Annotated in this window: 25 protein-coding genes; 14 read left to right on the plus strand and 11 right to left on the minus strand. The window is 70.4% G+C overall.

Annotation, left to right across the window (positions count from 1 at the left end; all coding sequences use genetic code 11):
* Window positions 1-524 precede the first annotated feature (524 nt).
* The 5 genes from AC5P09_RS25170 to AC5P09_RS25190 all read left to right on the plus strand — a co-directional run bounded on the left by AC5P09_RS25170 (window position 525) and on the right by AC5P09_RS25190 (window position 3,312).
* Window positions 525-1,295, plus strand: a complete 771-nt coding sequence (locus tag AC5P09_RS25170) for a hypothetical protein (protein ID WP_493876072.1) — start codon at window positions 525-527, stop codon at window positions 1,293-1,295.
* Window positions 1,296-1,361: 66 nt separating this feature from the next.
* The gene (locus AC5P09_RS25175; protein WP_493876045.1) at window positions 1,362-1,547 is read left to right on the plus strand and encodes a hypothetical protein; all 186 of its coding nucleotides are present in this window, start codon (window positions 1,362-1,364) and stop codon (window positions 1,545-1,547) included.
* A gap of 183 nt (window positions 1,548-1,730) precedes the next feature.
* Window positions 1,731-2,138 (plus strand): BlaI/MecI/CopY family transcriptional regulator, encoded by a 408-nt coding sequence (locus tag AC5P09_RS25180; RefSeq protein WP_373464542.1) that lies wholly within the window; start codon window positions 1,731-1,733, stop codon window positions 2,136-2,138.
* Between the two features lie 9 nt (window positions 2,139-2,147).
* Entirely contained in the window at window positions 2,148-2,708 is a 561-nt protein-coding gene (locus AC5P09_RS25185; protein ID WP_493876046.1) for an amino-acid N-acetyltransferase, read from the plus strand.
* A 268-nt stretch (window positions 2,709-2,976) separates the two neighbouring features.
* Window positions 2,977-3,312 (plus strand): histone-like nucleoid-structuring protein Lsr2, encoded by a 336-nt coding sequence (locus AC5P09_RS25190; RefSeq protein WP_266435731.1) that lies wholly within the window; start codon window positions 2,977-2,979, stop codon window positions 3,310-3,312.
* Window positions 3,313-3,327: 15 nt separating this feature from the next.
* Here AC5P09_RS25190 and AC5P09_RS25195 read toward each other — a convergent pair whose 3' ends face one another.
* Window positions 3,328-3,981, minus strand: coding sequence for an SCO3374 family protein (locus AC5P09_RS25195; protein WP_493876047.1), 654 nt, complete (start codon window positions 3,979-3,981; stop codon window positions 3,328-3,330).
* A 429-nt stretch (window positions 3,982-4,410) separates the two neighbouring features.
* On the opposite strand from AC5P09_RS25195, the gene AC5P09_RS25200 reads away from it, so the two are divergent.
* A complete protein-coding gene (locus tag AC5P09_RS25200; RefSeq protein ID WP_493876048.1) occupies window positions 4,411-6,936 on the plus strand; it encodes an ATP-dependent Clp protease ATP-binding subunit in 2,526 nt (841 codons plus the stop codon).
* 91 nt (window positions 6,937-7,027) lie between these two features.
* Here AC5P09_RS25200 and AC5P09_RS25205 read toward each other — a convergent pair whose 3' ends face one another.
* Window positions 7,028-7,663, minus strand: coding sequence for an HAD family acid phosphatase (locus AC5P09_RS25205; RefSeq protein WP_493876049.1), 636 nt, complete (start codon window positions 7,661-7,663; stop codon window positions 7,028-7,030).
* 461 nt (window positions 7,664-8,124) lie between these two features.
* Here AC5P09_RS25205 and AC5P09_RS25210 point away from each other — a divergent pair, with 461 nt between their 5' ends.
* Entirely contained in the window at window positions 8,125-8,730 is a 606-nt protein-coding gene (locus AC5P09_RS25210) for a M23 family metallopeptidase (protein ID WP_329338377.1), read from the plus strand.
* Between the two features lie 39 nt (window positions 8,731-8,769).
* Here AC5P09_RS25210 and AC5P09_RS25215 read toward each other — a convergent pair whose 3' ends face one another.
* The gene (locus tag AC5P09_RS25215; RefSeq protein ID WP_493876050.1) at window positions 8,770-9,378 is read right to left on the minus strand and encodes a TetR/AcrR family transcriptional regulator; all 609 of its coding nucleotides are present in this window, start codon (window positions 9,376-9,378) and stop codon (window positions 8,770-8,772) included.
* A 139-nt stretch (window positions 9,379-9,517) separates the two neighbouring features.
* Between AC5P09_RS25215 and AC5P09_RS25220 the strand changes: the two genes are divergently transcribed.
* The 3 genes from AC5P09_RS25220 (at window position 9,518) to AC5P09_RS25230 (ending at window position 11,971) form a co-directional block, all read left to right on the plus strand.
* Window positions 9,518-11,098, plus strand: coding sequence for an MDR family MFS transporter (locus tag AC5P09_RS25220; RefSeq protein WP_493876051.1), 1,581 nt, complete (start codon window positions 9,518-9,520; stop codon window positions 11,096-11,098).
* A gap of 118 nt (window positions 11,099-11,216) precedes the next feature.
* Entirely contained in the window at window positions 11,217-11,648 is a 432-nt protein-coding gene (locus tag AC5P09_RS25225; RefSeq protein WP_266435716.1) for a helix-turn-helix transcriptional regulator, read from the plus strand.
* Between the two features lie 59 nt (window positions 11,649-11,707).
* Window positions 11,708-11,971 (plus strand): VOC family protein, encoded by a 264-nt coding sequence (locus AC5P09_RS25230; RefSeq protein ID WP_493876052.1) that lies wholly within the window; start codon window positions 11,708-11,710, stop codon window positions 11,969-11,971.
* A gap of 1 nt (window position 11,972) precedes the next feature.
* Here the strand turns inward: AC5P09_RS25230 and cseC are convergent, their stop codons facing one another.
* The 5 genes from cseC to AC5P09_RS25255 all read right to left on the minus strand — a co-directional run bounded on the left by cseC (window position 11,973) and on the right by AC5P09_RS25255 (window position 16,719).
* Window positions 11,973-13,415, minus strand: coding sequence for a two-component system sensor histidine kinase CseC (gene cseC, locus AC5P09_RS25235; RefSeq protein WP_493876053.1), 1,443 nt, complete (start codon window positions 13,413-13,415; stop codon window positions 11,973-11,975).
* 16 nt (window positions 13,416-13,431) lie between these two features.
* Window positions 13,432-14,139 (minus strand): two-component system response regulator CseB, encoded by a 708-nt coding sequence (gene cseB, locus AC5P09_RS25240; RefSeq protein WP_493876054.1) that lies wholly within the window; start codon window positions 14,137-14,139, stop codon window positions 13,432-13,434.
* A gap of 172 nt (window positions 14,140-14,311) precedes the next feature.
* On the minus strand, window positions 14,312-14,941 hold the full coding sequence (locus tag AC5P09_RS25245; protein ID WP_493876055.1) for a hypothetical protein: 630 nt from the start codon (window positions 14,939-14,941) through the stop codon (window positions 14,312-14,314).
* A 74-nt stretch (window positions 14,942-15,015) separates the two neighbouring features.
* On the minus strand, window positions 15,016-15,564 hold the full coding sequence (locus AC5P09_RS25250) for a SigE family RNA polymerase sigma factor (RefSeq protein WP_493876073.1): 549 nt from the start codon (window positions 15,562-15,564) through the stop codon (window positions 15,016-15,018).
* A 225-nt stretch (window positions 15,565-15,789) separates the two neighbouring features.
* A complete protein-coding gene (locus AC5P09_RS25255; RefSeq protein ID WP_493876056.1) occupies window positions 15,790-16,719 on the minus strand; it encodes an HhH-GPD family protein in 930 nt (309 codons plus the stop codon).
* A gap of 118 nt (window positions 16,720-16,837) precedes the next feature.
* Here AC5P09_RS25255 and AC5P09_RS25260 point away from each other — a divergent pair, with 118 nt between their 5' ends.
* Window positions 16,838-17,686 (plus strand): histidine kinase, encoded by an 849-nt coding sequence (locus AC5P09_RS25260; protein ID WP_493876057.1) that lies wholly within the window; start codon window positions 16,838-16,840, stop codon window positions 17,684-17,686.
* Between the two features lie 458 nt (window positions 17,687-18,144).
* A complete protein-coding gene (locus AC5P09_RS25265; protein ID WP_493876058.1) occupies window positions 18,145-18,996 on the plus strand; it encodes a hypothetical protein in 852 nt (283 codons plus the stop codon).
* A 27-nt stretch (window positions 18,997-19,023) separates the two neighbouring features.
* On the opposite strand, the gene disA is transcribed toward AC5P09_RS25265, so the two are convergent.
* Window positions 19,024-20,148, minus strand: a complete 1,125-nt coding sequence (disA, locus tag AC5P09_RS25270; RefSeq protein WP_493876059.1) for a DNA integrity scanning diadenylate cyclase DisA — start codon at window positions 20,146-20,148, stop codon at window positions 19,024-19,026.
* 80 nt (window positions 20,149-20,228) lie between these two features.
* Window positions 20,229-21,638, minus strand: coding sequence for a DNA repair protein RadA (radA, locus tag AC5P09_RS25275; RefSeq protein WP_266435701.1), 1,410 nt, complete (start codon window positions 21,636-21,638; stop codon window positions 20,229-20,231).
* A gap of 229 nt (window positions 21,639-21,867) precedes the next feature.
* On the opposite strand from radA, the gene AC5P09_RS25280 reads away from it, so the two are divergent.
* Window positions 21,868-23,610: a BACON domain-containing protein gene (locus AC5P09_RS25280; protein WP_493876060.1), complete on the plus strand. Its 1,743-nt coding sequence runs from the start codon at window positions 21,868-21,870 to the stop codon at window positions 23,608-23,610.
* Window positions 23,611-23,619: 9 nt separating this feature from the next.
* Here the strand turns inward: AC5P09_RS25280 and AC5P09_RS25285 are convergent, their stop codons facing one another.
* On the minus strand, window positions 23,620-24,486 hold the full coding sequence (locus AC5P09_RS25285; protein WP_411152723.1) for a DUF3109 family protein: 867 nt from the start codon (window positions 24,484-24,486) through the stop codon (window positions 23,620-23,622).
* Between the two features lie 107 nt (window positions 24,487-24,593).
* Here AC5P09_RS25285 and AC5P09_RS25290 point away from each other — a divergent pair, with 107 nt between their 5' ends.
* Window positions 24,594-25,526 carry a Ppx/GppA family phosphatase gene (locus AC5P09_RS25290; RefSeq protein WP_307676524.1) on the plus strand — a complete coding sequence of 311 codons (933 nt, stop codon included), beginning with the start codon at window positions 24,594-24,596 and terminating at the stop codon, window positions 25,524-25,526.
* Window positions 25,527-25,570 lie beyond the last annotated feature (44 nt).

The raw sequence follows: 25,570 nt of genomic DNA on the forward strand, positions 1-25,570 counted from the left end.
CTTCGACCCCACCGGGGCTGCGCCCCTTCGACCCCACCGGGGCTGCGCCCCTTCGACCCCACCGGGGCTGCGCCCCTGGCCCCCGCGCGGGGCTGTGCTCCTGGGCCCCGACGGGGATGCGTCCCCGGTACTCCCGCTGGGGCCGGCCCTTAGCCTCCGGCTGGTGCGCCCTTGGACGCTGGCTGGCGCTTCGCCCCCTGCACCCCACGGGGGGCTGCGCCCCTGCACCCCATGGGGGCTGCGCCCCTGCACCCCATGCGGGGCTGCGCCCCTGCACCCACGGCGGGCTCCGCCCCCTGCACCGCCCAGACAAAGCTCCGCCCCCGCACCCCGCTGGTGCTCCGCCCCAGATCCAAGCGCTCGGTCGTGCCAGCCGGGCTGGCCGGGGCCCTGTCGGCTGTGTCGGCAGGCGTGCGCGGCCGCCTGGGTGGCTTGGTGCGCCACACCCGGCTGACTTATGTCGAGTTTGTCTGATTAGCGCGTATCGTCGCCGCATGCCCACGCCATACGGATCCCGCGGCGGCATGGCGTTCGGTGTGGAGGAGCTGCGTGTGCTCCGCCGCGCTCTCGCCCTCGCCCTGCACCCCACGCCCGCCTCGGCCGAGGACGTCCAGGATTGCCTCCGCCTCTCCGAGTCCCTCGATGAGGCGATGCGTGAGGGCGCCCGGCTGCGCGCCTTCCTGGTGGCCGACCTCGCCCGGTACCGCGCCGCCCTGCCCGGCACCGCCGCCGGTTACCTCACCCTCCTGGAGGAAGCGCTGAGCGCCGGTTACCGTCCGGACCCCGACGACCTGGCCGGACTCCGGGCCCTGCGCGGCAACCCCGTCGCGGCCACCCTCCTCCACCGCTGCCAGACCCTGGCCGAGCAGGACGTACGGGCCCGTCTGGCGCGTCGCGGGGCTCGTGCCATGGTTCGGCCCACCCCGACGGTGCCTGCCTCTCGTACGCGCCTTCTGGCGCTCCCAGGAGGGCTCTCCGCGGCGCCTGGGGACCTCCCCGAGCGCAGGACCTCCGAACGGGAGGGCTTCGGAGGGCGGGCCGCCGAGGGTCGCGCCCAGGAGCTCGCCGGGCATCCGACCGTCGGGCTCGCCAAGGAGCCCGCCCCCGGTCCCGCCAAGAAGCCCGCGCAGAAGCCCGCCGAGCGTCCCGAGCGCCCTGAGCGGCCCGGCCCCAAGTCTCCGGCACCCGACGCTCCCAAGCCGGCGCGGCCCATTCCCACGCCCGGTGAGGTCTTTCCCCGGCGCAAGCCGGCCTCGCCGCCCGCCGACCCTCCGCGGCAGCTCGCCGTCGGCTGACGGCGCACGGCCCGTTTCGCCCCACCCCGGCCCGGTCGCCGTCCGGCGCGTGGCTACTCTGGACGTATGGACTATGTCTCCGCGCTCGTGCCCCCGGTCGTCATGGCCGTGTTCTTCATCGGTCTTATCCGGGTGATCGTGAAGACCCAGGGCGGGGCCAACAAGGCCAAGGAGGACGCGGCCGTGGATGCCGCCCTCGCGCGCGCGGAGGGGGCTCGTCAGGCCTCCGCCGCCGACAAGACCGAGGTCTGAGGCATGAGACTGGGCCGGAGAGCCCGCCGACCTTAGCGGCGTACGACTCGCGGATTTTTCGAGTCGTACGCCCTTTTTGTGCCGTTTGTCGGCGAAAGTGCTCGTCCGCCACGCGAATGTCGGGAACTCCCACTATTGTGCTGAGGTGTGCCTCGCCCATTGGGAGAACTCGAAGACGCGGTCATGACGCGGGTGTGGAAGTGGAACCGCCCGGTGACCGTTCGAGAAGTCCTGGAAGACCTTCAGCAGGAACGGTCCATCGCGTACACCACCGTGATGACCGTTTTGGACAATCTCCATCAGAAGGGCTGGGTGCGCCGTGAGGCGGAAGGCCGGGCCTATCGATATGAGGCGGTCTCCACCAGGGCCGCCTACGCCGCCGCCCTGATGAACGACGCCTGGTCGCAGAGTGACAACCCCGCGGCCGCTCTCGTCGCCTTCTTCGGGATGATGAGCGAGGAACAGCGCCACGCCCTGAGGGACGCCGTGCGGATGGTGCAGGGTCCGGAAACACCCGAAGCCGCTCCGCCCGCCCCAGCTCATACCGCCGAGGAGAACCCCGGCTCGGCGGCGGAGGGCGGCGGGCGATAGCGTCCGCACATGTCAGCAGAGAGCTCAGCGGGGAGTGCCTCCGCGGAGAGTCCCGAAGTCACCGCAAATGCCATCACCGTCCGACGGGCCCGCACCGGCGATGTCCCGGCCGTTCGACGACTCCTTGACGCGTACGTCCGCGGCGGCATCCTGCTCGACAAAGCGACGGTGACTCTTTACGAGGACATCCAGGAGTTCTGGGTCGCCGAACGGGACGACAACGCCGAGGTCGTCGGCTGTGGTGCCCTGCACGTGATGTGGGAAGACCTCGCGGAAGTCCGCACTCTCGCGGTGAAGCCGGGCCTGAAGGGCGCCGGTGTCGGCCATCAGTTGCTGGAGAAGTTGCTGCACACCGCGCGCTGGCTCGGTGTTCGCCGCGTTTTCTGTCTGACCTTCGAAGTGGACTTCTTCGGCAAGCACGGCTTCGTCGAGATCGGTGAGACACCCGTTGACACCGATGTCTACGCGGAGCTACTGCGTTCCTATGACGAAGGCGTGGCGGAGTTCCTCGGTCTCGAACGAGTGAAACCGAACACCTTGGGCAACAGCCGGATGCTTCTGCATCTGTGATCGCCCGGTGGCGACAAGGCGCGAAGGGACGACAAGCGTCCGCAAGCGAGGCCAATTCCGGCGCGACTCACCCTGCCCAGGTTCCCTATGTCCGAAACGCACATGTTTCCGGACTGGAGCGGGCCCAGCAGTCTCCGCCGGGGGTTTGTGTTTTTCGGGCAAAAGCGGTTTGCTTTCCGACGTACTGCAGTACTGCATATAACAGGGGACGGCGAAACGGCGGACGCCGCAGGCCCCCGGCCCTCAGTATTGGATGAAAGGAAATCCGGTGGCACAGAAGGTTCAGGTCCTTCTTGTCGATGACCTCGACGGCGGCGAGGCGGACGAGACCGTCACGTTCGCGTTGGACGGCAAGACGTACGAGATCGATCTCACGACCGCCAATGCGGACAAGCTGCGCGGCCTTCTCGAGCCTTACGTGAAGGGCGGTCGTCGTACCGGAGGCCGTACTTCGGGTGGCCGCGGAAAGGCGCGTGCCGCTTCCGGTGGCAGCCAGGACACCGCGCAGATCCGCGCGTGGGCCAAGGAGAACGGCTACGACGTCAATGACCGCGGCCGTGTTCCCGCGATCATTCGCGAGGCATACGAGAAGGCCAACGGCTGATCACGGTCACGGCACTTACGGGCAGGTGCGCTGCCGCGCGCAGGCGCGTCGCAGCCGCAGGCGGTGGCACTGCGTTGCCACCGTGGCCACAACTCGTACGAGATCGGGGGCGCCCCCACCGCCCCCCACGGCCGACAGCGTCGGCAGCGAGGCCTCGGCCTCGCACCCGGGCACGGGGGGTCGCAGCCATACGGCGGCCCCCTGCTCGGTTCCCGAGCAGCCCAGGCCTGGTGGTGGCGGACCCACTCCGACCCGGCCCGGCTCCGGGGGTGGTGGCGGTGGCGCGTCCATGACGCCGCCCTCGCCGATCGCCGTGAGGTCGAGCGTCAGCGCTCCCCACTCCAGCCAGTCCAGGACTCCCGGCACTTCCTCCGCGCTGCCCGGCGCGATCAGCAGCCGCATCCGGTCACCCCGCAGGGCCACCGGAGAGCCCGGCGCGAGGTGCCTCAGCGCCGATCGGCCCGCCTCGGCCGGCACGTCCAGGACGTCGAAGCGCGGGCCCACGCACAGCCGTACCGGAGATTCGGGGCTTTTCGCGCTCGCGGGCACCGTCGGCCAGCCCAGTTCGTTCTCGTACCACCGGCGGACCTGATCGCTCGGATCGAGCGGCCGTCGGGGGCGAGGGACCGTGGTGATTTCGATGGGGACCGGGGGGAGGGTGCCAACCATGCCAAGTGCAACCGTCAGAAGAGCCCCCGAGTTACGCTGGGTGTGCTATCGAATGCGCAGAGTATCGAAAGAGGGGGCGTCGGGGGTGCGGGGAGGCACAAGGTTGTTCGCCCATAGCGGAGGGATCCGGGGCGCGCGGCATGGAGTGTCCGTCGCAGCGGGTAAGACATCCCTAGTGGGAGGGGGCGACACGCAGGACAGGCCGTCTCACGTTCGCCATCGGCGTACTGGGGAAGGGGGTAAGTGCTTGGCCTGCGGGAACATCGTCTCGCACCATCAGGTTGGAGCAGATGTCGGCGTTCGGGGTCAGGAGGCCAAGGACGGTGTCGGCAGTTGGAATGAGCGGTCCCCGCTTGCGGGACTAAGCTGCGGAAGGACAGGGAGGGGAAGTTCCCCCCACTGCCTGACCGCTCTGAGGAGCGATTAACGATGTTCGAGAGGTTCACCGACCGCGCGCGGCGGGTTGTCGTCCTGGCTCAGGAAGAAGCCCGGATGCTCAACCACAACTACATCGGCACCGAGCACATCCTCCTGGGCCTGATCCACGAGGGTGAGGGTGTCGCCGCCAAGGCCCTTGAGAGCCTCGGGATTTCGCTCGAGGCGGTCCGCCAGCAGGTGGAGGAGATCATCGGCCAGGGCCAGCAGGCCCCGTCCGGGCACATCCCCTTCACCCCCCGTGCCAAGAAGGTCCTGGAGCTGTCGCTCCGCGAGGCCCTTCAGCTGGGTCACAACTACATCGGCACGGAGCACATCCTGCTCGGCCTGATCCGTGAGGGCGAGGGCGTCGCCGCCCAGGTCCTGGTCAAGCTGGGCGCAGATCTCAACCGGGTGCGGCAGCAGGTCATCCAGCTGCTCTCCGGCTACCAGGGCAAGGAGACCGCCACCGCCGGCGGGCCTGCCGAGGGCACCCCCTCGACGTCCCTGGTCCTCGACCAGTTCGGCCGGAACCTCACCCAGGCCGCTCGTGAGTCCAAGCTCGACCCGGTCATCGGGCGCGAGAAGGAGATCGAGCGGGTCATGCAGGTGCTGTCCCGCCGTACGAAGAACAACCCGGTCCTGATCGGTGAGCCCGGCGTCGGCAAGACCGCCGTCGTCGAGGGCCTCGCCCAGGCCATCGTCAAGGGCGAGGTGCCCGAGACCCTCAAGGACAAGCACCTCTACACCCTGGACCTCGGCGCGCTGGTCGCCGGCTCCCGCTACCGCGGTGACTTCGAGGAGCGCCTGAAGAAGGTCCTCAAGGAGATCCGCACCCGCGGCGACATCATCCTGTTCATCGACGAGCTGCACACGCTGGTCGGTGCGGGTGCCGCCGAGGGCGCCATCGACGCCGCTTCGATCCTGAAGCCGATGCTGGCCCGCGGTGAGCTGCAGACCATCGGTGCGACCACGCTGGACGAGTACCGCAAGCACCTGGAGAAGGACGCGGCCCTCGAGCGCCGCTTCCAGCCCATCCAGGTCGCGGAGCCGTCCCTGCCGCACACGATCGAGATCCTCAAGGGTCTGCGTGACCGGTACGAGGCCCACCACCGCGTCTCCATCACGGACGAGGCGCTGGTCCAGGCCGCCACGCTGGCCGACCGGTACATCTCGGACCGCTTCCTCCCGGACAAGGCGATCGACCTGATCGACGAGGCCGGTTCCCGGATGCGCATCCGCCGGATGACCGCGCCGCCGGACCTGCGCGAGTTCGACGAGAAGATCGCCGGCGTCCGCCGCGACAAGGAGTCCGCGATCGACTCGCAGGACTTCGAGAAGGCCGCCTCTCTCCGCGACAAGGAGAAGCAGCTCCTCGCCGCGAAGGCCAAGCGCGAGAAGGAGTGGAAGGCCGGCGACATGGACGTCGTCGCGGAGGTCGACGGCGAGCTGATCGCCGAGGTCCTCGCGACTGCCACCGGCATCCCGGTCTTCAAGCTGACCGAGGAGGAGTCCTCGCGTCTGCTGCGCATGGAGGACGAGCTCCACAAGCGGGTCATCGGCCAGGTCGACGCCGTCAAGGCACTGTCCAAGGCGATCCGTCGTACGCGTGCCGGTCTGAAGGACCCGAAGCGTCCCGGTGGTTCGTTCATCTTCGCCGGCCCGTCCGGTGTCGGTAAGACCGAGCTGTCCAAGGCGCTCGCCGAGTTCCTCTTCGGTGACGAGGACGCGCTGATCTCCCTCGACATGTCGGAGTTCAGCGAGAAGCACACGGTGTCGCGTCTGTTCGGTTCGCCCCCCGGATACGTGGGCTACGAAGAGGGCGGCCAGCTGACCGAGAAGGTCCGCCGCAAGCCGTTCTCCGTCGTCCTCTTCGACGAGGTCGAGAAGGCCCACCCGGACATCTTCAACTCGCTGCTGCAGATCCTGGAGGACGGTCGCCTGACCGACTCCCAGGGCCGGGTCGTGGACTTCAAGAACACGGTCATCATCATGACGACCAACCTCGGCACCCGGGACATCTCCAAGGGCTTCAACCTGGGCTTCGCGGCCTCGGGCGACAAGAAGACCAACTACGAGCGCATGAAGAACAAGGTCTCGGATGAGCTCAAGCAGCACTTCCGGCCCGAGTTCCTCAACCGCGTCGACGACGTGGTCGTCTTCCCGCAGCTGACCCAGGCCGACATCCTGCGGATCGTCGACCTCATGGTCGGCAAGGTGGACGAGCGCCTGAAGGACCGGGACATGGGCATCGAGCTCTCCCAGTCCGCCAAGGAGCTGCTGTCCACGAAGGGTTACGACCCCGTGCTGGGTGCGCGTCCGCTGCGTCGCACCATCCAGCGCGAGATCGAGGACTCGCTGTCGGAGAAGATCCTCTTCGGCGAGCTGCGCCCCGGTCACATCGTGGTCGTGGACACGGAGGGCGAGGGCGAGACCAAGACCTTCACCTTCCGGGGTGAGGAGAAGTCGGCACTGCCGGACGTTCCGCCGATCGAGCAGGCGGCCGGTGGGGCTGGACCGAACCTGAGCAAGGACGCGTAAGCCTCACGTCCTCAGAGGCAAGCAGAAGGGGCCGGTGCTTTCGAGCACCGGCCCCTTCCGTGTGTTCGCGGGGCATGCGTTCGTTCAGATGTCAGGAGAGCTGGCCGTCGTAGTCCGGCAGCTTGTACGTCTTCTCGGCGTGGCCGCCCGAGAGGTCGGTGGCGCTGTTCCCGATGTTCGCGATGATCGTGTAGCCCTTGGACTCGATGTCGACCCGCTGGGCGGTCTTGTAGGCGCCTACGTCCTTGAAGAGGTCGACGAGGCTGCGGACGTAGAGACCGGAGACCTCGTAGCCGACGTGCTTCAGGTTGTAGTCGGTCACCGAGTAGATGATCCCGGGCCGTGCCGTCACGAAGAACAGGGCGACGCTGTGCTCCTGGGCGTACTCGGCGACGTCCAGGACCGGCTGGTTGGCCGGCTGGGGGTAGCTGAAGCCGAAGTCGGTCTCCAGCGTGGTGTTGTCGATATCGAAGACGATGGCCTGCTTCTCGCCCGGCCTGGTGTTCGCTATGCGCTGCTTCAGGTAGGGCAGGGCCTGGTCCATCAGGGCCTGGCAGTCCTGCTGCCAGGTCGCGTAGTCGACGTCCTCGGCAGCGGTGGCCGTGGCGGTCGTGGAGGTGCTGGTGGTCGTCGTCGCGGCCTCGGCGGGGACGGCCAGCGCCACGAGGGCGGCGGCGGAGACGGCGGTGACGGCTGCGCGGCGCGCCCAGGGGCGTCGTCGTGTCATGGGGGGTTCCTCTCACGTCCGGACGTTCTGCAGTTGTCGGGTGCATGCTCGTTGGTGAGGGTGGCGCGAGGGGAACCGTAGGGTTACTGGACGGTAAGTGGCCAGAGATGCACGTCACATGACGCGGTAATTCAAAGATCGAGGATCTCGCGGCCCGGTGACATGCCGCACAGGCGTTTTGTCCGTTACTACGCGGAATAGTGGACGTCACCCGATGGATGAAAGGGAACAAAAGGGGATTTTCGGCCCGGAACTCCCGTACGGGATTTGCCATCCCGGGGGGATTCGAGCTGAATGGGAGCTCTGTCAAGAAGCGGGAAGCTTTGTGGTCACGTACTAGCTTTCGTCGTAGATCACCGGTTTGGGAGTGTGTGGGGGTTCGGGTTACCAAGGGATGCCCCATCCGGCGAATGCCTGTTGCGCCGGGTGGTTTCTCTGTCCCCGTCCCCATGAGGTTTTCGATGTCCCAGCGCGTCTCGCCCCGTTCTTCCCGTATGTCCGCCCTCCGCACCCGTGCGGCCGTGCTGGCCACCGGCCTGGGAGTGTCGGTCGTACTGGGGGCCGGGGTCGCGGCAGCCGCCGACACCGGCGCGGCCACGGTCGCCGCCGCCCAGACCACCGCCAAGACCGCCGCGGCCAAGAAGGCCGCCTCCTGGGTCGACCCGGTGCAGAAGTACACGTTGTCCGCGAGCTTCGCCCAGGCCGGCGGCATGTGGCAGTCCACCCACAGCGGGCAGGACTTCGCCGTCGCGAGCGGCACCAAGGTCCTCGCCACGCACGGCGGCACCGTCGTCAAGGCCGGCGGCAACGGCGCCGGTGACGGTCCCGCGTACGGCAACGCCGTCGTCATCAAGCACGGCAACGGGACGTACTCCCAGTACGCCCACCTGTCCCGGATCGACGTGAACGTCGGCCAGGTCGTCAAGACCGGTCAGCGCATCGCCCTGTCCGGCAACACCGGCAACTCCAGCGGTCCGCACCTGCACTTCGAGATCCGTACGACCGCGAACTACGGCACGGCCATCGACCCGGTCGCCTTCCTGCGCTCCAAGGGCGTTAAGGTCTGAGACCTCGCGGCGGAGCTCTGACGGAGTTCCGGCGGAGTCCTAAGACCTCGTGGAGGAACCGCCGGTGCCTCGGTGGGCCTGTGTCACCAGGTCCGTCGCGACCTCCAGGACCGCCTGGCGCTTGGCCTCGGGGTCGCCCTCGAGGTCCTGGAGGACGAACATCCCGGCATGCATGGTGAACATCGCGCTGACACAGCGGACCTGGTCGACCAGGTCCGCTGTCGGGTCGATGAGGATGTCCCGGATGCCGAGCATGCGGTGCTTGAAGGTCTCGCCGATGCGCAGTTCGCGTACGGTCGCCTGGTTCTCCTGCATGAAGCGGTACAGGGGCGCGGCGGCGACCAGGGCCTCGCTGTAGCGCCGTACGATCTCCTGCTTCGTCTCCAGGGTGTGCGGCTGGCCCTTGCCCCACTCGATGAGGTCCTCGATGGGCTTCGCCAGGTCGTCGAAGATGCTGACGAGGATCTCTTCCTTGGTCTTGAAGTGGTAGTAGAGCGCCGCCTTTGTGACATCCAGACGCTCGGCGATCTCGCGCAGCGAGGTCTTCTCGTAGCCCTGCTCGGCGAAGAGTTCGAGGGCGATGTCCTGGATGCGCTGGCGGGTGTTCCCGCGGCGCCGTTGCCTGGTGCCGTCCATGGTGTCGCCCATCGTCGCACTCCTCGCACTTTCCCAAGAACTTACTTGACGACCGGCTAATTGCGGGTCTACTTTCCCGGAGTGTAGTCAACTAGCCGGGCGGCAAGTAAGTAGTCCGCCGGGGGCAATACCCAGGGGAGTGGGAAAGACGATGGCGGACGCGCAGGCGGTTGAGGCAGAGCCTGAGAAGCAACCCAGGAGCGTGCGGGTCGTCCTGCTCGCGCTCATGATCACGATGATGCTCGCGATGCTCGACAACATGATCATCGGCACGGCGATGCCGACGATCGTGGGCGAGCTCGGCGGGCTCGAACACCTTTCGTGGGTCGTGACCGCGTACACCCTCGCGACCGCCGCCTCCACCCCCCTGTGGGGCAAGCTCGGCGACATGTACGGGCGCAAGGGCGTCTTCATGAGCTCGATCGTGCTCTTCCTGATCGGGTCCGCGCTCAGCGGCATGGCCCAGGACATGGGTCAGCTCATCGGCTTCCGAGCCGTCCAGGGTCTCGGCGCCGGCGGTCTGATGGTCGGCGTCATGGCGATCATCGGCGACCTGATACCGCCCCGCGAGCGCGGCAAGTACCAGGGCATGATGGCCGGCGTCATGGCGCTCGCGATGATCGGCGGTCCGCTCGTCGGCGGCACCATCACCGACCACTGGGGCTGGCGCTGGTCCTTCTACATCAACCTGCCGCTCGGTGTGGTCGCGCTCGCCGCGATCAGCGTCGTCCTGCACCTGCCGAAGAAGCGGGCACAGGCGCGGATCGACTACCTGGGCGCCGCGCTGCTGACCGTCGGCATCACCGCCATCGTGCTCGTCACGACCTGGGGCGGCACGCAGTACGCCTGGACGTCCGCGCGGATCATGGAGCTCATCGGGATCGGCGTCGCCGCGCTCATCGGGTTCGTGTTCTGGCAGACCAAGGCCGCCGAGCCGGTCGTGCCGCTGCACATCTTCCGCAGCCTCAACTTCACCCTGATGGCGATCATCGGCTTCATCACCGGCTTCGTGATGTTCGGCGCGACCCTCTTCCTGCCGCTGTACCAGCAGTCGGTGCAGGGTGCCTCCGCGACCAACTCCGGGCTGCTGCTCCTGCCGATGCTCGGCGCGATGCTGGTCACCTCGATGGTCGCGGGGCGGGTCACCACGAACACCGGCCGGTACAAGGTCTTCCCGGTCGTCGGCAGCGTCCTGATGGTCGTCGGGCTGTACCTGCTGTCCCTGATGGACACGGACACCTCGCGATTCACGTCCGGTGTGTACATGGCCGTCGTCGGTCTCGGCATGGGCTGTCTCATGCAGATCACCATGCTGGTCGCGCAGAACAGCGTGGAGTTGAAGGACATGGGCGTCGCGTCCTCGTCCTCGACGCTCTTCCGTACGCTCGGCTCCTCGTTCGGCGTCGCGATCATGGGCGCGCTGTTCAACAACCGCGTGCAGGAGGTCATGTCCGAGCGGGCCGGTGCGCTGGGCTCCAAGGTGACCGAGCAGTCCGCGCAGCTGGACGCGGCGAGTCTGGCGAAGCTGCCGGACGCCGCGCGTGAGGCGTACCAGCACGCGGTGTCGGCCGGCACGCACTCGGCGTTCCTGCTGGGGGCCGCGGTGGCGGTGGTCGCGATGGTGGCGGCGTGGTTCGTGAAGGAGGTTCCGCTGAAGGGGGCGGGACCGAAGGAGGCAGAGGACAAGGAGGACGCCACGGCGGCGCAGGCGCCGATGGCCGAGTCCGTCTGACCCCACGCGCGCCGAGCGCGCCGAAGGCCCCCCGGGCGGTGTCCGCACCCGGGGGGCCTTCGTCCTGCCCGGGCACGACGCCGAGTCGTTGTCAGACCGGCGTGTCACCATCGGTCGCATGGACAAGTTGCGGCAGGTGCGGCTGGCCAAGGACGCCATGGACCGGGACTGGGCGGACCCGGAGCTCGACCTGGACGCGGTGGCCGCGCACGCCGGGTACTCGCGCTACCACTTCATACGCGCCTTCAAGGAGGCGTACGGCGAGACGCCCGGCCAGTACCTCACGCACCGCCGCATCGACCGCGCCGAGGACCTGCTGCGCACCGCCAACCTGACGGTGACGGAGATCTGCCACCTCGTCGGCTTCAGCAGCCTCGGCACGTTCTCGGCCCGCTTCAAGGCCTGGACCGGGCTGACCCCCACCGAGTACCGCACAAAGCACGTGGGCCGCGGGGCTGCCCTCATTCCGGGCTGCTACGCCATGCTCTGGGTCGGAGGCTTCAGATCCGCCCCCGGCAGGGCAGAGCGCAATTCTGGAGAAGCGGACTGAGGGCGCCGGTGCCTACGGTGACGGGGCAAAGCACCGACGCGGGCAATGAGGAGCACATCATGATCAAGGGTCTCGCCATCTCGACCGTCTGGGTCCTCGACCAGGACCGGGCCAAGGGGGCACTCGGCGCGGGCGTGCTGACCACTGACGACATCCACGGCGACTACCGGAAGCTCAAGGACCGCGGCGTGGAGTTCCTGCAGGAGCCGCAGGAGCGCCCCTACGGCACGGAGGCCCTCTTCCGGGACGACTCCGGCAACTGGTTCTCCTTCACCCAGCCCCGTGAGGGCGGCCTCGACACTGCCAAGGACTGGTCGTGCTAGCTCACTTCCCCGAAGTCTTCCCCGAAGCCTTCCCCGGTGCCGGCATCATCGGATAGCTCCCGGTGGCCGTCGGCGCGTGCTCCGGCAGCCACAGCACCGCCACCGCGCCCTCCGCCGGGACCTTCTCCGATGCGGTCGCCAACCGTACGTTGCGGAAGGTCAGCCGGGCGCCGAGCACCCTGGCCTGCCCGGCCGCGATGGTCAGGCCCAGGCCGTGGCCGTGACCGGCCCGGTCGGTGCTGCCGGTGCGGAAGCGGCTAGGTCCCTCGGCGAGGAGGTTCTCGGGGAAGCCGGGGCCGTGGTCGCGGACCCGGATGACCCGGCCTTCTACGGTGACCTCTATCGGCGGTTTGCCGTGCCGGGCGGCGTTGGCGAGCAGATTGAACAGCACGCGCTCCAGGCGCCGCGGATCGGTCGTCACCTCGGACTCGTGCACCACGCGGACCTCGATGGCCGGGTCCTTCGCCGCCACCCGCCGGCTGACGAACTCGCCCAGCATGATGTCCTGCAGCTCGGCCCGCTCGGAGGCGCCGTCGAGGCGGGCCACCTCCAGCACGTCCTCGACGAGCGTGCGCATGGCCTTCGCCCGGTCGAGGACCAGTTCCGTCGGCCGGCCCGGCGGCAGCAGTTCGGCGGCCGTCAGCAGTCCGGTCACCGGCGTGCGCAGCTCGTGCGCGATGTCGGCGGTGACCCGGCGCTCCGCCTCCAGTCGCTGCTGCAACGCGTCCGCCATCGCGTCCACCGCGCTCGCCAGGTCGTCGGTCTCGTCCCGCACGACCCCGCCGATGGCGTCCCGCACCCGCACATTGGACTCGCCTCCCGCGACCTGGTTCGCCGCGGCCGCCGCCTTGCGCAGCCGGCGCGACAGCTGTCCGCCGATGAGCACCCCGAGCGCGCTGCCGCCGAGGACGACCGCGATGGAGCCGATCACCAGGGCCTGGTCGAGGTCGTTGAGGATGTCCGTGCTGCGGTCGGTGAACCCGGTGTGCAGCGACAGCACATGCCCGCCCTTGACCGGCACGGCGGCCCAGATGTCCGGCACGCCGTCCGGCCGGTCGGAGACGTAGGTGGCCCGGCGCCCCTGCTCGACCTTCGTCCGCAGCGCCGTCGGCAGGTCCGGGTCGTCGATCTTGATATTGGGGAAGTTCGGCCGCTGGGCCACCTCGTAGTTGCGCTGTGCGATCTGGACGCGCTCGTCGGCGAGGTCGCGCGCGTTGTCCAGCATCGAGACCCGGGCCGCGTTGTGCACGACGAGGCTGAGCGTGATCGCCACCAGCGCGCCGACCAGGGCGATGGCCGCGCTCAGCTTCCATCTCAGTCCCGTACGAATGCCCGGAATCATGCGCACGCCCGAGACCGTGCGCTTGCCCGGAATCATGTGCTTACCCGGGATCGTGCGCATGCCCGGAATCGTGCTGCTCGGGCGCCGAAGGTTCCCCCGCATACCCCTGATCCCCTGCTCAGGCCTTCAACTTGTAGCCGAAGCCGCGGACCGTCTCGATCCGGTCCTGGCCGATCTTCGTACGCAGCCGCTGCACGTGGACGTCGACGACCCGCGTGTCACCGCCCCAGCCGTAGTCCCACACCCGCTCGAGAAGCTTGTCCCGTGAGAGCACGGTGCCCGGCGCGGAGGAGAACTCGAGGAGGAGGCGCATCTCGGTGGGCGTGAGCGCCACCGTCTCGCCGGCCCGGCGCACCTCCATGCCCTCGGTGTCGATCTCCAGTTCGCCGAAGGTCAGCAGTCCGCCGCCGGCCGCCGGGGCGGCGGAGTCGTCCGTACGGTCGCCGCCGCTCGCGTGTCCGAAGCGGCGCAGTACCGCGCGGATCCGGGCCACCAGCACCGCGCCGTCGAAGGGCTTGGTCACGTAGTCGTCGGCGCCCGCCTCCAGACCCAGCACGACGTCGATCGAGTCGGCGCGCGCGGACAGCATGATCACCGGGACGGTCGACTCGTCACGGATCCGGCGGCACAGCGAGACCCCGTCGAGGCCCGGCACCATGACGTCCAGCAGGGCGATGTCGGGTCGGTCCGCGCGGAACGCCTCCAGGCCCGACAGCCCGTCGGGCATGGCGGTGACCGCGAAGCCGTCCCGCTCCAGGGCGAGCTGGGTGGCCTCGCGGATGACGTCGTCGTCCTCGACGAACAGAACGTGGGTCTGGTCTGCCATCCCGTTGCTCTCTGCTCTCAGTCCTTGTGCCGTGACTTGTGCCGTGACTTGTGTCGTGGCTTGTGTCGTATCGCTGTGCCGTGTCGCTGTGCCGTGTGTCCGTGCAGTGTCGCTACCAGGTCATCGGTTCAGCCACCCCGATCGGTTCACACGTCCTCGACGGGCGGGCGGGTCAGCTGCCCGGAACCGGTGTGGAATCGCCGCCCACGGCGTTGCTGTACTCCGTACGGGTCGTGTACTTCCGGACGAAGCGGTCCGTGGTCCAGACGTACGTGCTGACCTCCTCGCCGGACGGACTCGACACCGGGTCGCCCTTGGCGTACACCTGCCGGGTCACCACCAGGGCACCGCGGTCGATCTCCGCGTAGAGCGGGGGCTCCTCGGCCTTGAAGACATTCTGGTAGTAGCCGCCCTCGTCGCGATACGCGTATGAGCCGATTCCGACCATGTCACCGCAGGTCAGAACGTTGACGACGACGTCGTCGGACGAACCTCCGGTCAGGTCGCCGTACGACACGTCCACGGGGTAGTCGTCGCCCGCGCACGGCTTCAGCTGGCGCTTGACGTCCGCGGAGACCTCCGGATCGTCCTTGACGAGTTGCACCGCGTCCACGCGCCCGGCCGTCGCGGAGGAGGCGGGTGAGGGCGAGGAGGCCGCGCCCGCCACCGAGTCGGTGCGGGCCGGGCCCTCGTCACGGGCGCCGGTGCCGCCGGTACCGCAGGCGGACACGAAAAGGCTGAGGGCGGCGAGCACGGCCGCTGCCGTGATCGCCGCCTGAAAGGTCCCCCGCGCCGGTGCCACGGGCTCGGGCCGGAGGGGGCCACCGCTGTCGGGACCCCCACTCGCCGTGCGCCCGATGCCACCGGCATGCGTGCCTAGGCCGCGCAACGCTCCCGCTCCTCACGCTCCAGCACGCGTTCGGCGCGCTCTTCGTTGTCCCTGCTCTCCAGCTCCTCGCGGAGCCGGGCGAGCGCCCGGTGCAGCGTGCTCTTGACCGTTCCGGCCGACATGCCGAGGGCGGCGGCCGTCTCCTCCGTGGACATCTGCTCCCAGTGTCGCAGCACGACGACGCTGCGCTGCTTGGGGGCCAGCACCTTCATGACGTCCATCAGCAGGGCGCGGTCCGCGTGCTGCTCGGTGGCGTCGTCGACCGAGGCGTCCGGGAGCTGCTCGGTCGGCACCTCCTCCAGCTTGCGGGCCCGCCACCACTCGGTACGCGTGTTGATCATCACCCGGCGCAGGTAGGCGTCGGCGAGCCGCTTGTCCGCTATGCCGTCCCAGCGGCCGTACGTCCGCACGAGCGCCGTCTGGAGCAGGTCCTGTGCGTCGACAGGGTCCGGGACCAGCCGGCGGGCGCTGCGCAGCAGCGCGTCCTGCCGGGTGCGTACGTACTCCTCGAACTCGAGCACCTCGCCCTGCGCCATGGTGACCGCCTCCCGCTCCCCGTTCCCGGCCGGCCTGTTCGCCGTCGGATTCATTGCCTGTGGTGCCTGTCGGGCACGGAAATGAAGTTACGGAGGCGTTGTCACGGGGCTGTCCGAAGCAGCCTGCGGCTAGCGCTCGGCTGTCCGTCGGTTGTGTAACAGCAGTGGGGGCAGGGCCGGTTGTTGCACCGGTAGGTGGCGGTGTGCGGTGATTTGTCCTCGCCGTCAGGTCAACGGCAGCCGATACAAACCACCCGGGAGTGGCTCCACCAGACCGTCGGCGACCAGACCGTCCAGCGCCCGGGCGCGCTGCACCGGCTCGTGCCACATCCGGTCGAGCGCCGCCTGCGGGACGGGAGCGTGCGCCTCCCGCAGCACGGCCAGCAGCCTGCCGCGCACCTGGCGGTCGGTACCGGCGTACGTCTGTCCGCGGCGCGGCGGACCGTCGTGCTCCGGCTTTCCGGCGAGCCGCCAGGCGCACTGCGCGGCGATCGGGCAACGCTGGCAGGTCTCGTTCTTGGCCGTGCACACCAGTGCGCCGAGCTCCATGGACGCGGCGGCCCAGCGGGCGGCGATCCCCTCGTCCTCGGGCAGCAGCGCGCGGGCCAGCTTGCGTTCGGCGGCGGTGGTGGCGTTCGGCGGGTACTGCACACCGGTGACGGCCCGCGCGAAGACCCGGCGGACATTGGTGTCCAGGACCGCGTGCCGCTGCCCGTACGCGAAGGAGGCGACGGCCGCGGCCGTGTACTCCCCGATGCCGGGTAGCGCGAGCAGCTGCGCGTGGTCCGTCGGTACGTCGCCGCCGTGCCGTTCCGTTATGGCGGCGGCGGCTCCGTGCAGCCGCAGGGCGCGGCGCGGATAGCCGAGCCGGCCCCAGGCGCGCACGGCCTCGCCGGGGGCGTCCGCGGCCAGGTCGGCGGGGCGCGGCCAGCGGGCCAGCCACTGCTCGTAGACGGGCAGGACGCGGTTCACCGGCGTCTGCTGCAGCATGAACTCGCTGATCATCACGCCCCAGGGGCCGGCCTCGGGCCGCCGCCAGGGCAGGTCGCGGGCGTGCTCGTCGAACCAGTCGATGACGGGGGCGTGGAGCGGCTCGCCGAGGGCGTCGCCGACGGGGCTGCTCATGGGGTGCGGGGACTTCGTGGACACAGTCATGGCCTACCGATCCTGCCATGCGAGGGCGGTTCCCCGGGCGTACCGCCACCCCTGCGAGCTACCGGACCTGACGATCAACAGCAGTGCCGCCCCTACGACCGCTTGTAGCGTCGGCCGGATGGAACGTCCTCGTGTCCGGCGGGCCTGCCTCCCGTGGGCGGCCCTCGCGCTGCCCTCGCTCACCGTGGACGCGATCGGCCTGAACGAACCGCGTGCCCTCTGGCCGCAGATCGCCGGCCTGGTGGTGCTCGCCGCGGCGGTCGCGTCCGCCCGCCGGCACCCTGTGGCGGCCTTCGGGCTGCGGCCGTACTGGGGAAGACGCAGCCGAACAGGAGCGTGCCCGTCAGGACACCCACTGCGCCGCCGGGTCGACGCCGACGAGCGCGACCTTCGCGGTGCCGGCGCAGCCGACCGCGGCGAAGAGCACGGCCGCAGGGAGCACCCGGTCCGCGCGCAGGCCGAGCAGCAGGGCGAGGACGCCGAGGGCCGGGCCGTAGGCGACGGTGAACAGGGCGGGGGCGGCGGCCAGGCCCGGGCCGACTGGACGCGTGCCGCCTGCCTCGAGGAGGAGCAGCGCATCGCCGAGGAGCGGGCGCGGCTGCGCCAACGGGCCCGCATCGCCCAGGACATGCACGACTCGCTCGGCCACGAGCTGAGCCTGATCGCCCTGCGGGCGGGCGCCGTCCAGGTCGCCGCCGACCTCCCCGAACAGCACCGGGCCGCCGTGGCCGACCTGCGCGCGGCCGCCGCCGACGCCACGGACCGGCTGCCCCGCATCATCGGCGTCCTGCGTGAGGGCGACGAGCCGGTGCCGCCGGCCCCGGCGGGCGAGAGCGTCGAGCAACTCGTGGCCCGCGCGGCCGAGTCGGGGCTGCCGGTGCGTGGGAACCGACGGGAGCCGGTACGGCCGTACAGCCGGGCTCGGTCGCCGAACGCACCTTGCACCGGGTGGTGCGAGAGGCGCTGACCAACGCGGCCCGGCACGCGCCGGGCGCGCCGGTGACCGTCGTGGCGGCGGGGGAGGCGGGTGGCACGACCGTCACCATCAGCCGTGGCCAGAGGTGCAAGGGCCGCGATCGCGAACGTGCGGGTGGTGCCGTGCCGAGCCCGCCACCATGCCGTCGCGAACAGCGCGGCGAGAGCAGGATCCCGGCCTCCGTCCCTGTCTCGGCGGTGTGTTGTACCCACGTAGGGGTGTCATGGGCGGCGTCGGTGAGGTCGCGGTAGAGCTCGGTGTCCTCGAAGTCCTTGGTCACGGACGGTAGGCGGCGGGCCGATACCGTCACAGCTTGCGATCGTCGAGTGCCGCACCTGACGAAGGACAGAGGTGGAGCGGCCAGTTCCGGGATGATGATCCGGAAAAGTTGTGGACCCGGGCGGCGGGTGGGGCCAGCGAAGGCTCCGATCTCTCGTACAGTTTGCGCCGTGGGATCTCTGCGCAATCCGATCGGGCCGCTTCCCTCCTCCATCTACTGGCGACGGAGGGCCGTACTGCTGTCTGTGATGGCCCTGTTGGCGCTGCTGATCGCCTGGATCGTCTCCTCGGGCGGCGGAGGCGGCAACAACGGTGCCGACGGATCCAACGACAAGAATCCTTCCCCCTCGACGATCACGCCTGGGCCGTCCGGCTCCGGGCCGGCGATCAGCCAAGCACCGGGCGGGCGGGACGAGTCGAGCGGCACTGACTCCGGCGGGTCGGGGTCGGGGTTGGGCGACGGGTCCGGTGACGGCTCGGGTGACGGTTCCGGGTCGGCAGCGGGGGCGGGTTCCGCTTCCGGTGGCTCGGGCGGGTCTCAGGGCTCCGTCGGTGGGACGGCCGGTGGCGGTACGGGTACCGGCGTCGGCCGAAACGACACGCTCCCGGCGGGCTCCGCACTCCCCAACTGCACTCCGAGCGCCGTGAAGTTGAGCGTGCGCAGCCTGCACAACGCGTACGAGCCCGGTCAGACGCCCACCCTGCTGCTGACGGCGACGAACTCCTCCGCCGGTGACTGCAAGGTCGATCTCGGCCCGAAGAACGCGGTGGTGACGATCACCCAGGCGGGCAGCGAGGACGCGTACTGGTCCTCCGCCGACTGCCCCGAGGTCTCCAACCTGGTCTTCCGGGCGCCCGCCGGCACCAGCATCACGTACACCGTGAAGTGGGACCGCAAGCCGAGTGCTCCGCAGTGCGCGACGCCTCCCGCGGGGACGGCCGGGGCGGGGACGTACCTGGTGGAGGCCAAGACGCCCGGGTTCGGGACGGCGCAGGCGTCGTTCGTGCTGGAGAACGACTAGGGGGTGCCCGGCTGAGGGCGAGCCGACCTAGACGTAACGCTCCAGGATCGAAGACTCCGCCAGCCGCGAAAGACCCTCGCGCACGCTCCGCGCCCGCGCCTCGCCGACCCCGTCCACCGTCTGCAGGTCGTCCACGCTCGCGGCCAGCAGCTTCTGCAGGCCCCCGAAGTGCTCCACCAGCCGGTCGATGATCGCGCCCGGAAGGCGCGGCACCTTCGCCAGCAGTCGGAAGCCCCGCGGCGACACCGCCGAGTCCAGCGCCTCCGGCGACCCCGTGTAGCCCAACGCCCGTGCCACCGTGGACAGTTCGAGGAGCTCGGCGTGGGAGAGCGCGTCGAGCTCGTACAGCGCCTCCTCGACCGTGCGGGAGCGCTTGGCCGTGGGCTCGGGGACGTAGTCCCGCACGACCAGTTCGCGCTCGGGCTCCACGCCGGCGATCAACTCGTCGAGCTGGAGGGCCAGGAGACGTCCGTCCGTGCCGAGCTCGACCACGTACTCGGCGATCTCGGTGGCGATGCGGCGGACCATCTCCAGACGCTGGGCCACGGCCGAGACGTCCCGGACGGTGACCAGGTCCTCGATCTCCAGCGCGGACAGCGTGCCCGCGACCTCGTCGAGGCGGAGCTTGTAGCGCTCCAGGGTCGCGAGGGCCTGGTTGGCGCGGGACAGGATCGCCGCCGAGTCCTCCAGGACGCGGCGCTGGCCGTCGACGTACAGGGCGATCAGCCGCATCGACTGGGAGACCGAGACGACCGGGAAGCCGACCTGCTTGCTCACCCGGTCCGCGGTGCGGTGCCGGGTGCCCGTCTCTTCGGTGGGGATCGTCGGGTCGGGGAGCAGCTGGACGCCCGCCCGGAGGATCTTCGACAGGTCGGAGGACAGCACGATGCCGCCGTCGAGCTTGCACAGCTCCCGCAGTCGCGTTGCCGTGAACTCGACATCCAGGACGAAACCGCCCGTACACATCGATTCGACGGTCTTGTCGGAGCCGAGCACCATGAGACCGCCGGTGTTGCCGCGCAGGACCCGCTCAAGGCCGTCGCGCAGGGGCGTGCCGGGTGCCACGGCGCTCAGCGAGGCGCGCATGAGGCCATCGGCACCGGAACTCCCGCCGGACTTTCCGGGAGCTGCCGCCCGGTCGTTGGCTGCCACTGCACTCCTCCGGTCGCAGGTTCTGGGGCGCTCCCGTTCGCACACTTTGTTCGTACGGACGGGCGAGACCTGGGCAAAGTCTACCGGCGCTCCTCCTCGTCCCGTGGGGCCTCTCGCCGACGCGAGCGTGGAAGGACTCTCAGGGCGTCCCCTATGTCCGCTACTTCCAGGACCTTCATGCCGGGCGGGACCTTGCCCGGATCGCCCGGAACGAGCGCGTGTGTGAAGCCCAGGCGGTGTGCTTCGGAGAGCCGGCGCTGCACGCCCGTGACCCGTCTGACCTCGCCCGCGAGGCCGACCTCGCCGATCGCGACGAGGTTCTTGGGGAGCGGGGTGTCGCTGGCCGCGGAGGCCAGGGCGAGGGCGATGGCGAGGTCCGCGGCGGGCTCCGACAACTTCACACCGCCGACCGTCGCCGAGTAGATGTCCCGTTTGCCCAGGGCGCTGATCCGGCCGCGCTGTTCCAGGACGGCCAGCATCATCGAGACGCGGGAGGTCTCCAGACCGGACGTGGTCCGCCTGGGGGAGGGGATCTGCGAGTCGACGGTGAGTGCCTGGACCTCGGCGACCAGCGGCCGGCGGCCCTCCAGGGTGACGGTCAGGCAGGTGCCGGGCACCGGCTCGGCCCGGCGGGTCAGGAACAGGCCGCTCGGGTCGGCGAGGCCGGTGATGCCCTCGTCGTGCAGCTCGAAGCAGCCCACCTCGTCCGTGGTGCCGTAGCGGTTCTTGACGCCTCGTACGAGACGCAGGCGCGCGTGCCGGTCGCCCTCGAAACTCAGCACGACGTCCACCAGGTGCTCCAGCAGGCGCGGGCCGGCGATCGCGCCGTCCTTGGTGACATGGCCCACAAGGAGGGTGGACATGCCGCGCTCCTTGGACACGCGGATCAGGGCGCCCGCCACCTCGCGCACCTGGGACATGCCGCCGGGGGCGCCGTCGATCTCCGGAGAGGCCACCGTCTGCACCGAGTCGAGGATCAGCAGGGACGGCTTCACCGCGTCCAAGTGGCCGAGCACCGCCGACAGATCGGTCTCGGCGGCGAGATACAGGTGGTCGTCGATGGCCTTGATGCGGTCGGCGCGCAGCCGGACCTGGCTCGCCGACTCCTCGCCGGTCACATAGAGGGTGCGGTGCTCGTCGCTCGCCGACTTGGCCGCCACGTCGAGCAGCAGTGTCGACTTGCCGACGCCGGGCTCGCCCGCGACCAGGACCACCGCGCCGGGCACCAGACCGCCGCCGAGCACCCGGTCCAGCTCGGGCACGCCGGTGGAGCGGGCGGTGGCCTGCCGGCCGTCGACCTGGCCGATCGGCACGGCGGAGGTGGTGACGCGGCCCGGAGCCGTCGTACGGACCGCGGGCGCGCCATATTCCTCGATCGTCCCCCAGGCCTGGCACTCGGGGCAGCGGCCGAGCCACTTGGCCGTCTGCCAGCCGCACTCGGTGCAGCGGTAGGACGGACGCTCCTTGGCGGACTTCGTACGGGCAGCCATGGACGAACCGTAACCGCCACCACTGACAACGCCGGCGGCGGCCGTCGCAGGCAGGCCGGACGCCCGGCTCCGCACCTCGCCGCGTACCCGCTGGAACCAGCCACCCCCATCGGGAACGAGCCACGGAATGATCCGTTCCTGTCCCCTATTGAGGGATCGTTTCACCCGTACGGATTAAATGTGCTCAAGGGGGCCGAAGCGTCCAACTCCCGCCGCCTACGGTCCACGGGTGATGAGCAGCAGTCCGGAGACCTCGACCCGCACCACCGGCGCACACCGGGCGCACCGGGAGGGGCGCGACCGCGCGGCGGCGCGCACGCTGGCGCAGCGCCCGCCCGCGCGCTACGAGCCCTACCTCGACGGCCTGTTCACCTACTGCCTGTCCGTGCTGTGCGACCACGACACCGCGACCGCCGCCCTGGGCGACGTCCTCGCGCTCGCCGAGAGGCGCCGCGGCCCGGACGCGGCCGGCGACCGCAGGGCCTGGCTGTACGCGCTGGCCCGCTGGGCCTGCCTGCGCAAGCTGACCGAGGCCAAGCAGAAACGTCAGGCCACGCACGCGGCGGGCCGCCAGGGGGCCGAGCGCCGCCCGTCCACCACCCCGCCGGTCTCCGAGGAGACCCAACACCAGCGCCGGCGCGAACTGGCCCTGCTCGCCTGGCCGGAGGCCGCCGGCACCACCCCGGAGCAGCGCGAGGCGCTCGAACTCGCAGTGCGCCACCATCTCGCCGCCCATGAAGTCGCCGCCGTCCTCGGCATGGACCTGACCGCCGCCCGCGAACTGCTCGCCTCCGCCGCCTGCGAGGTCGAACGGACCCGCGCGGCCCTCGCCGTCGTCGAGACCGGCGGCTGCCCGGGGGTGGCCCGGCTCACCGGCGACAACCAGCTGGTGCTCAGCGCCGCCGTGCGCCGCGAACTCGTCCGGCACGTCGACGACTGTCCGCGCTGCCGCCGTACGGCCGAGCGCGCGGTCCCCGGCCGCTGGCCCGGCGCCGCCGTCACCCCCGCCGAGCTGCCCGTCCTGGAGGCACCCCGCGCGGCCCTGCACGTGGCCCTGACGCACCTCCCGCGCGCGCGGGGCACCGCCGCGCCCCGCTTCGACCGGCGCGGCTTCCCGATGGACCCCAAGGACCGGGCCGCCCGAAGGGACCGCCTACGTGCGCGTGCCGTCACGACGACCGTCGTCGCCACCGTCGTCGCCGCCCCCGTGCTCGCCCTCTGGGCCGCCTACCGCGGCGCCCCGACCGGCGAGGGCCCGGGCGGCACCGCCGCCAGCGCGAGTGAGGAGCACGGCCCCGGCCTCCTCGACGGCGATTCGGCGACCGGCGGCTACGAGAACGCCGGCAACGCCAGCACGCACCCCGACGGCCGCTTCAGCAAGGGCGACAAGCCCGACGTGTCCGTGGCGGTCATCAGCGTCGCCGGCGCCGGCAAGAAGGGCGCCGGGCACCTGGAGGTGGCCGCCGACAACAGCGGCGACACCACGCTGATCACCCTCACCGCGACCGGCTCCGCGCCGGTGCGCTGGTCCGCGACCACGAGCGCCTCCTGGCTCTACCTCAGCCGGCCGTCCGGAACGCTCGCACCGGGCGAATCGTTGACGATCAAGGTGTACGTCGACCATCTGCGCGAGCCGTCCGGGTACTGGAACGCGCGCGTGGCCGTCTCACCAGCAGGCGCCGTCGTCTCCATCGACGGCTACGGCACCGCGCCCAGCCCCTCCGACCCCGATCCGGACCCGGGCCATGGCCACCATCCCGGACCTGGCCCCGGCCACCCCAGCGACCCGCACCCGTCCGACCCCGACCCCGATCCGACCCCGACGACCCCGGCCCCCTCCGACTCCGCCCCGAGCGACCCGCCCCCGTCGTCCGACCCGGAGCCCACACCCACCGACCCCGCCCCGTCCGACTCCGGGGACTCGACGCCACCGCCCACCGGCGGCGGCGACCCGAGCCCGGCAACGTCGTAGGCCCAGGCCCTACAGGCCGCGCTGTGGCCGGCCGACCGGATCCGCGGGATGCGGTGCCAGCAACGGCAGCTGCGAGGCCAGCCGCTCCTCGCACAGCTCGACCAGGCGGTCGTAGCCCGCCTTGCCCATCAGCTCGACCAGCTCCGGCCGGTAGGAGACGTACACCGGGTCGCCCGCGCCGTGCGCCGAGGTCGCCGACGTGCACCACCAGTGCAGGTCGTGGCCGCCCGGACCCCAGCCCCGGCGGTCGTACTCACCGATCGACACCTGGAGCACGCGCGTGTCGTCTGGCCGGTCGATCCAGTCGTACGTCCGTCGCACCGGCAGCTGCCAGCAGACGTCCGGCTTGGTCTCCAGCGGCTCGCGGCCCTCCTTCAGGGCGAGGATGTGCAGCGAGCAGCCCGCGCCGCCCGCGAACCCGGGCCGGTTCTGGAAGATGCAGGAGCCCTGGTGGGGGCGGGTCTGCCGGTCGCCGTCCTCGTCCTCGGAGACCCAGCCGTTGCGCGTGCCCTCGTCGTGGTACTGCCAGATCTCCGGTGTGAGCCTGGCCACATGCCCGGCGACCCGCTTCTCGTCGTCCTCGTCGGAGAAGTGGGCACCCAGGGTGCAGCACCCGTCGTCCGCGCGGCCCGCCTGGATGCCCTGGCAGCCACTGCCGAAGATGCAGTTCCACCGAGAGGTCAGCCATGTCAGATCGCAGCGGAAGACCTGCTCGTCGTCCGCCGGATCCGGGAATTCCACCCATGCCCGCGCGAAGTCGAGCCCCTTCTCGTCGCCTGCCGGGGCCTGCTTCGACTTCTTCGGTGCTTTCGCCTGCGAAGAACCCTTGGCTGTTTTGGCCGTCTTGTCGCTCTTCGCCTTTTTCGTCTTTGGCACGCGTCCAGGGTAAGTCGCCCGGGGACGGACCAGGGACAGCCCCGAGGACGACCTCCTGGACAGCTCCGGGGGCCGCGTCCGGCTCCGCTGGCAGTAGCGTTCCGTACATGAGACTCGGTGTCCTCGACGTGGGATCGAACACGGTGCATCTGCTGGTGGTGGACGCGCACCCGGGTGCGCACCCCCTGCCCGCGCACTCGCACAAGGCGGAGCTGCGCCTTGCCGAACTGCTCGACGAGGACGGTGCGATCGGCCCCGAAGGGGTCGACAAACTCATCGGAGTCGTCCGCGAGGCGCTCCAGGCCGCCGAGGACAAGGGCGTCGAGGACGTGCTGCCGTTCGCGACCTCCGCCGTTCGCGAGGCCAGCAACGCCGATGACGTCCTCGCACGCGTGCAGGCCGAGACCGGCGTGGACCTCCAGGTCCTGACCGGTGCCGAGGAGGCCCGGCTCACCTTCCTCGCCGCCCGCCGCTGGTTCGGCTGGTCCGCGGGCAAGCTCCTCGTCCTCGACATCGGCGGCGGCTCCCTGGAGATCGCGTACGGCATGGACGAGGAGCCCGACGCCGCGGTCTCCCTGCCGCTCGGCGCGGGCCGCCTCACCGCGGGCTGGCTCCCCGGCGACCCGCCGGACCCCGAGGCGATAAGGGCCCTGCGCCGCCACGTCCGCGCCCAGATCGCCCGCACGGTCGGCGAGTTCACCCGCCTCGGCGCACCCGACCACGTCGTCGCCACGTCCAAGACCTTCAAGCAACTGGCCCGCCTGGCCGGCGCGGCCCGCTCAGCGGAGGGCCTGTACGTCCAGCGCGAGCTGAAGCGCGAGTCCCTGGAGGCCTGGGTTCCCCGGCTCGCCGGCATGACGACCGCCGAGCGGGCAGACCTTCCCGGAGTCTCCGAGGGCCGCGCGAGCCAGCTCCTCGCGGGTGCGTTGGTGGCGGAGGGGGCGATGGACCTGTTCGGCGTGGAGAGCGCGGAGATCTGCCCGTGGGCGCTGCGGGAGGGCGTCATCCTGCGTCGGCTGGATCACATGGGGTCGGTGTAGCGCCGTATAGCGCCGTATAGCGCCGTAAAAGGCGAGCGGTGCTG

It is taken from the genome of Streptomyces sp. a15, from assembly GCF_059026085.1.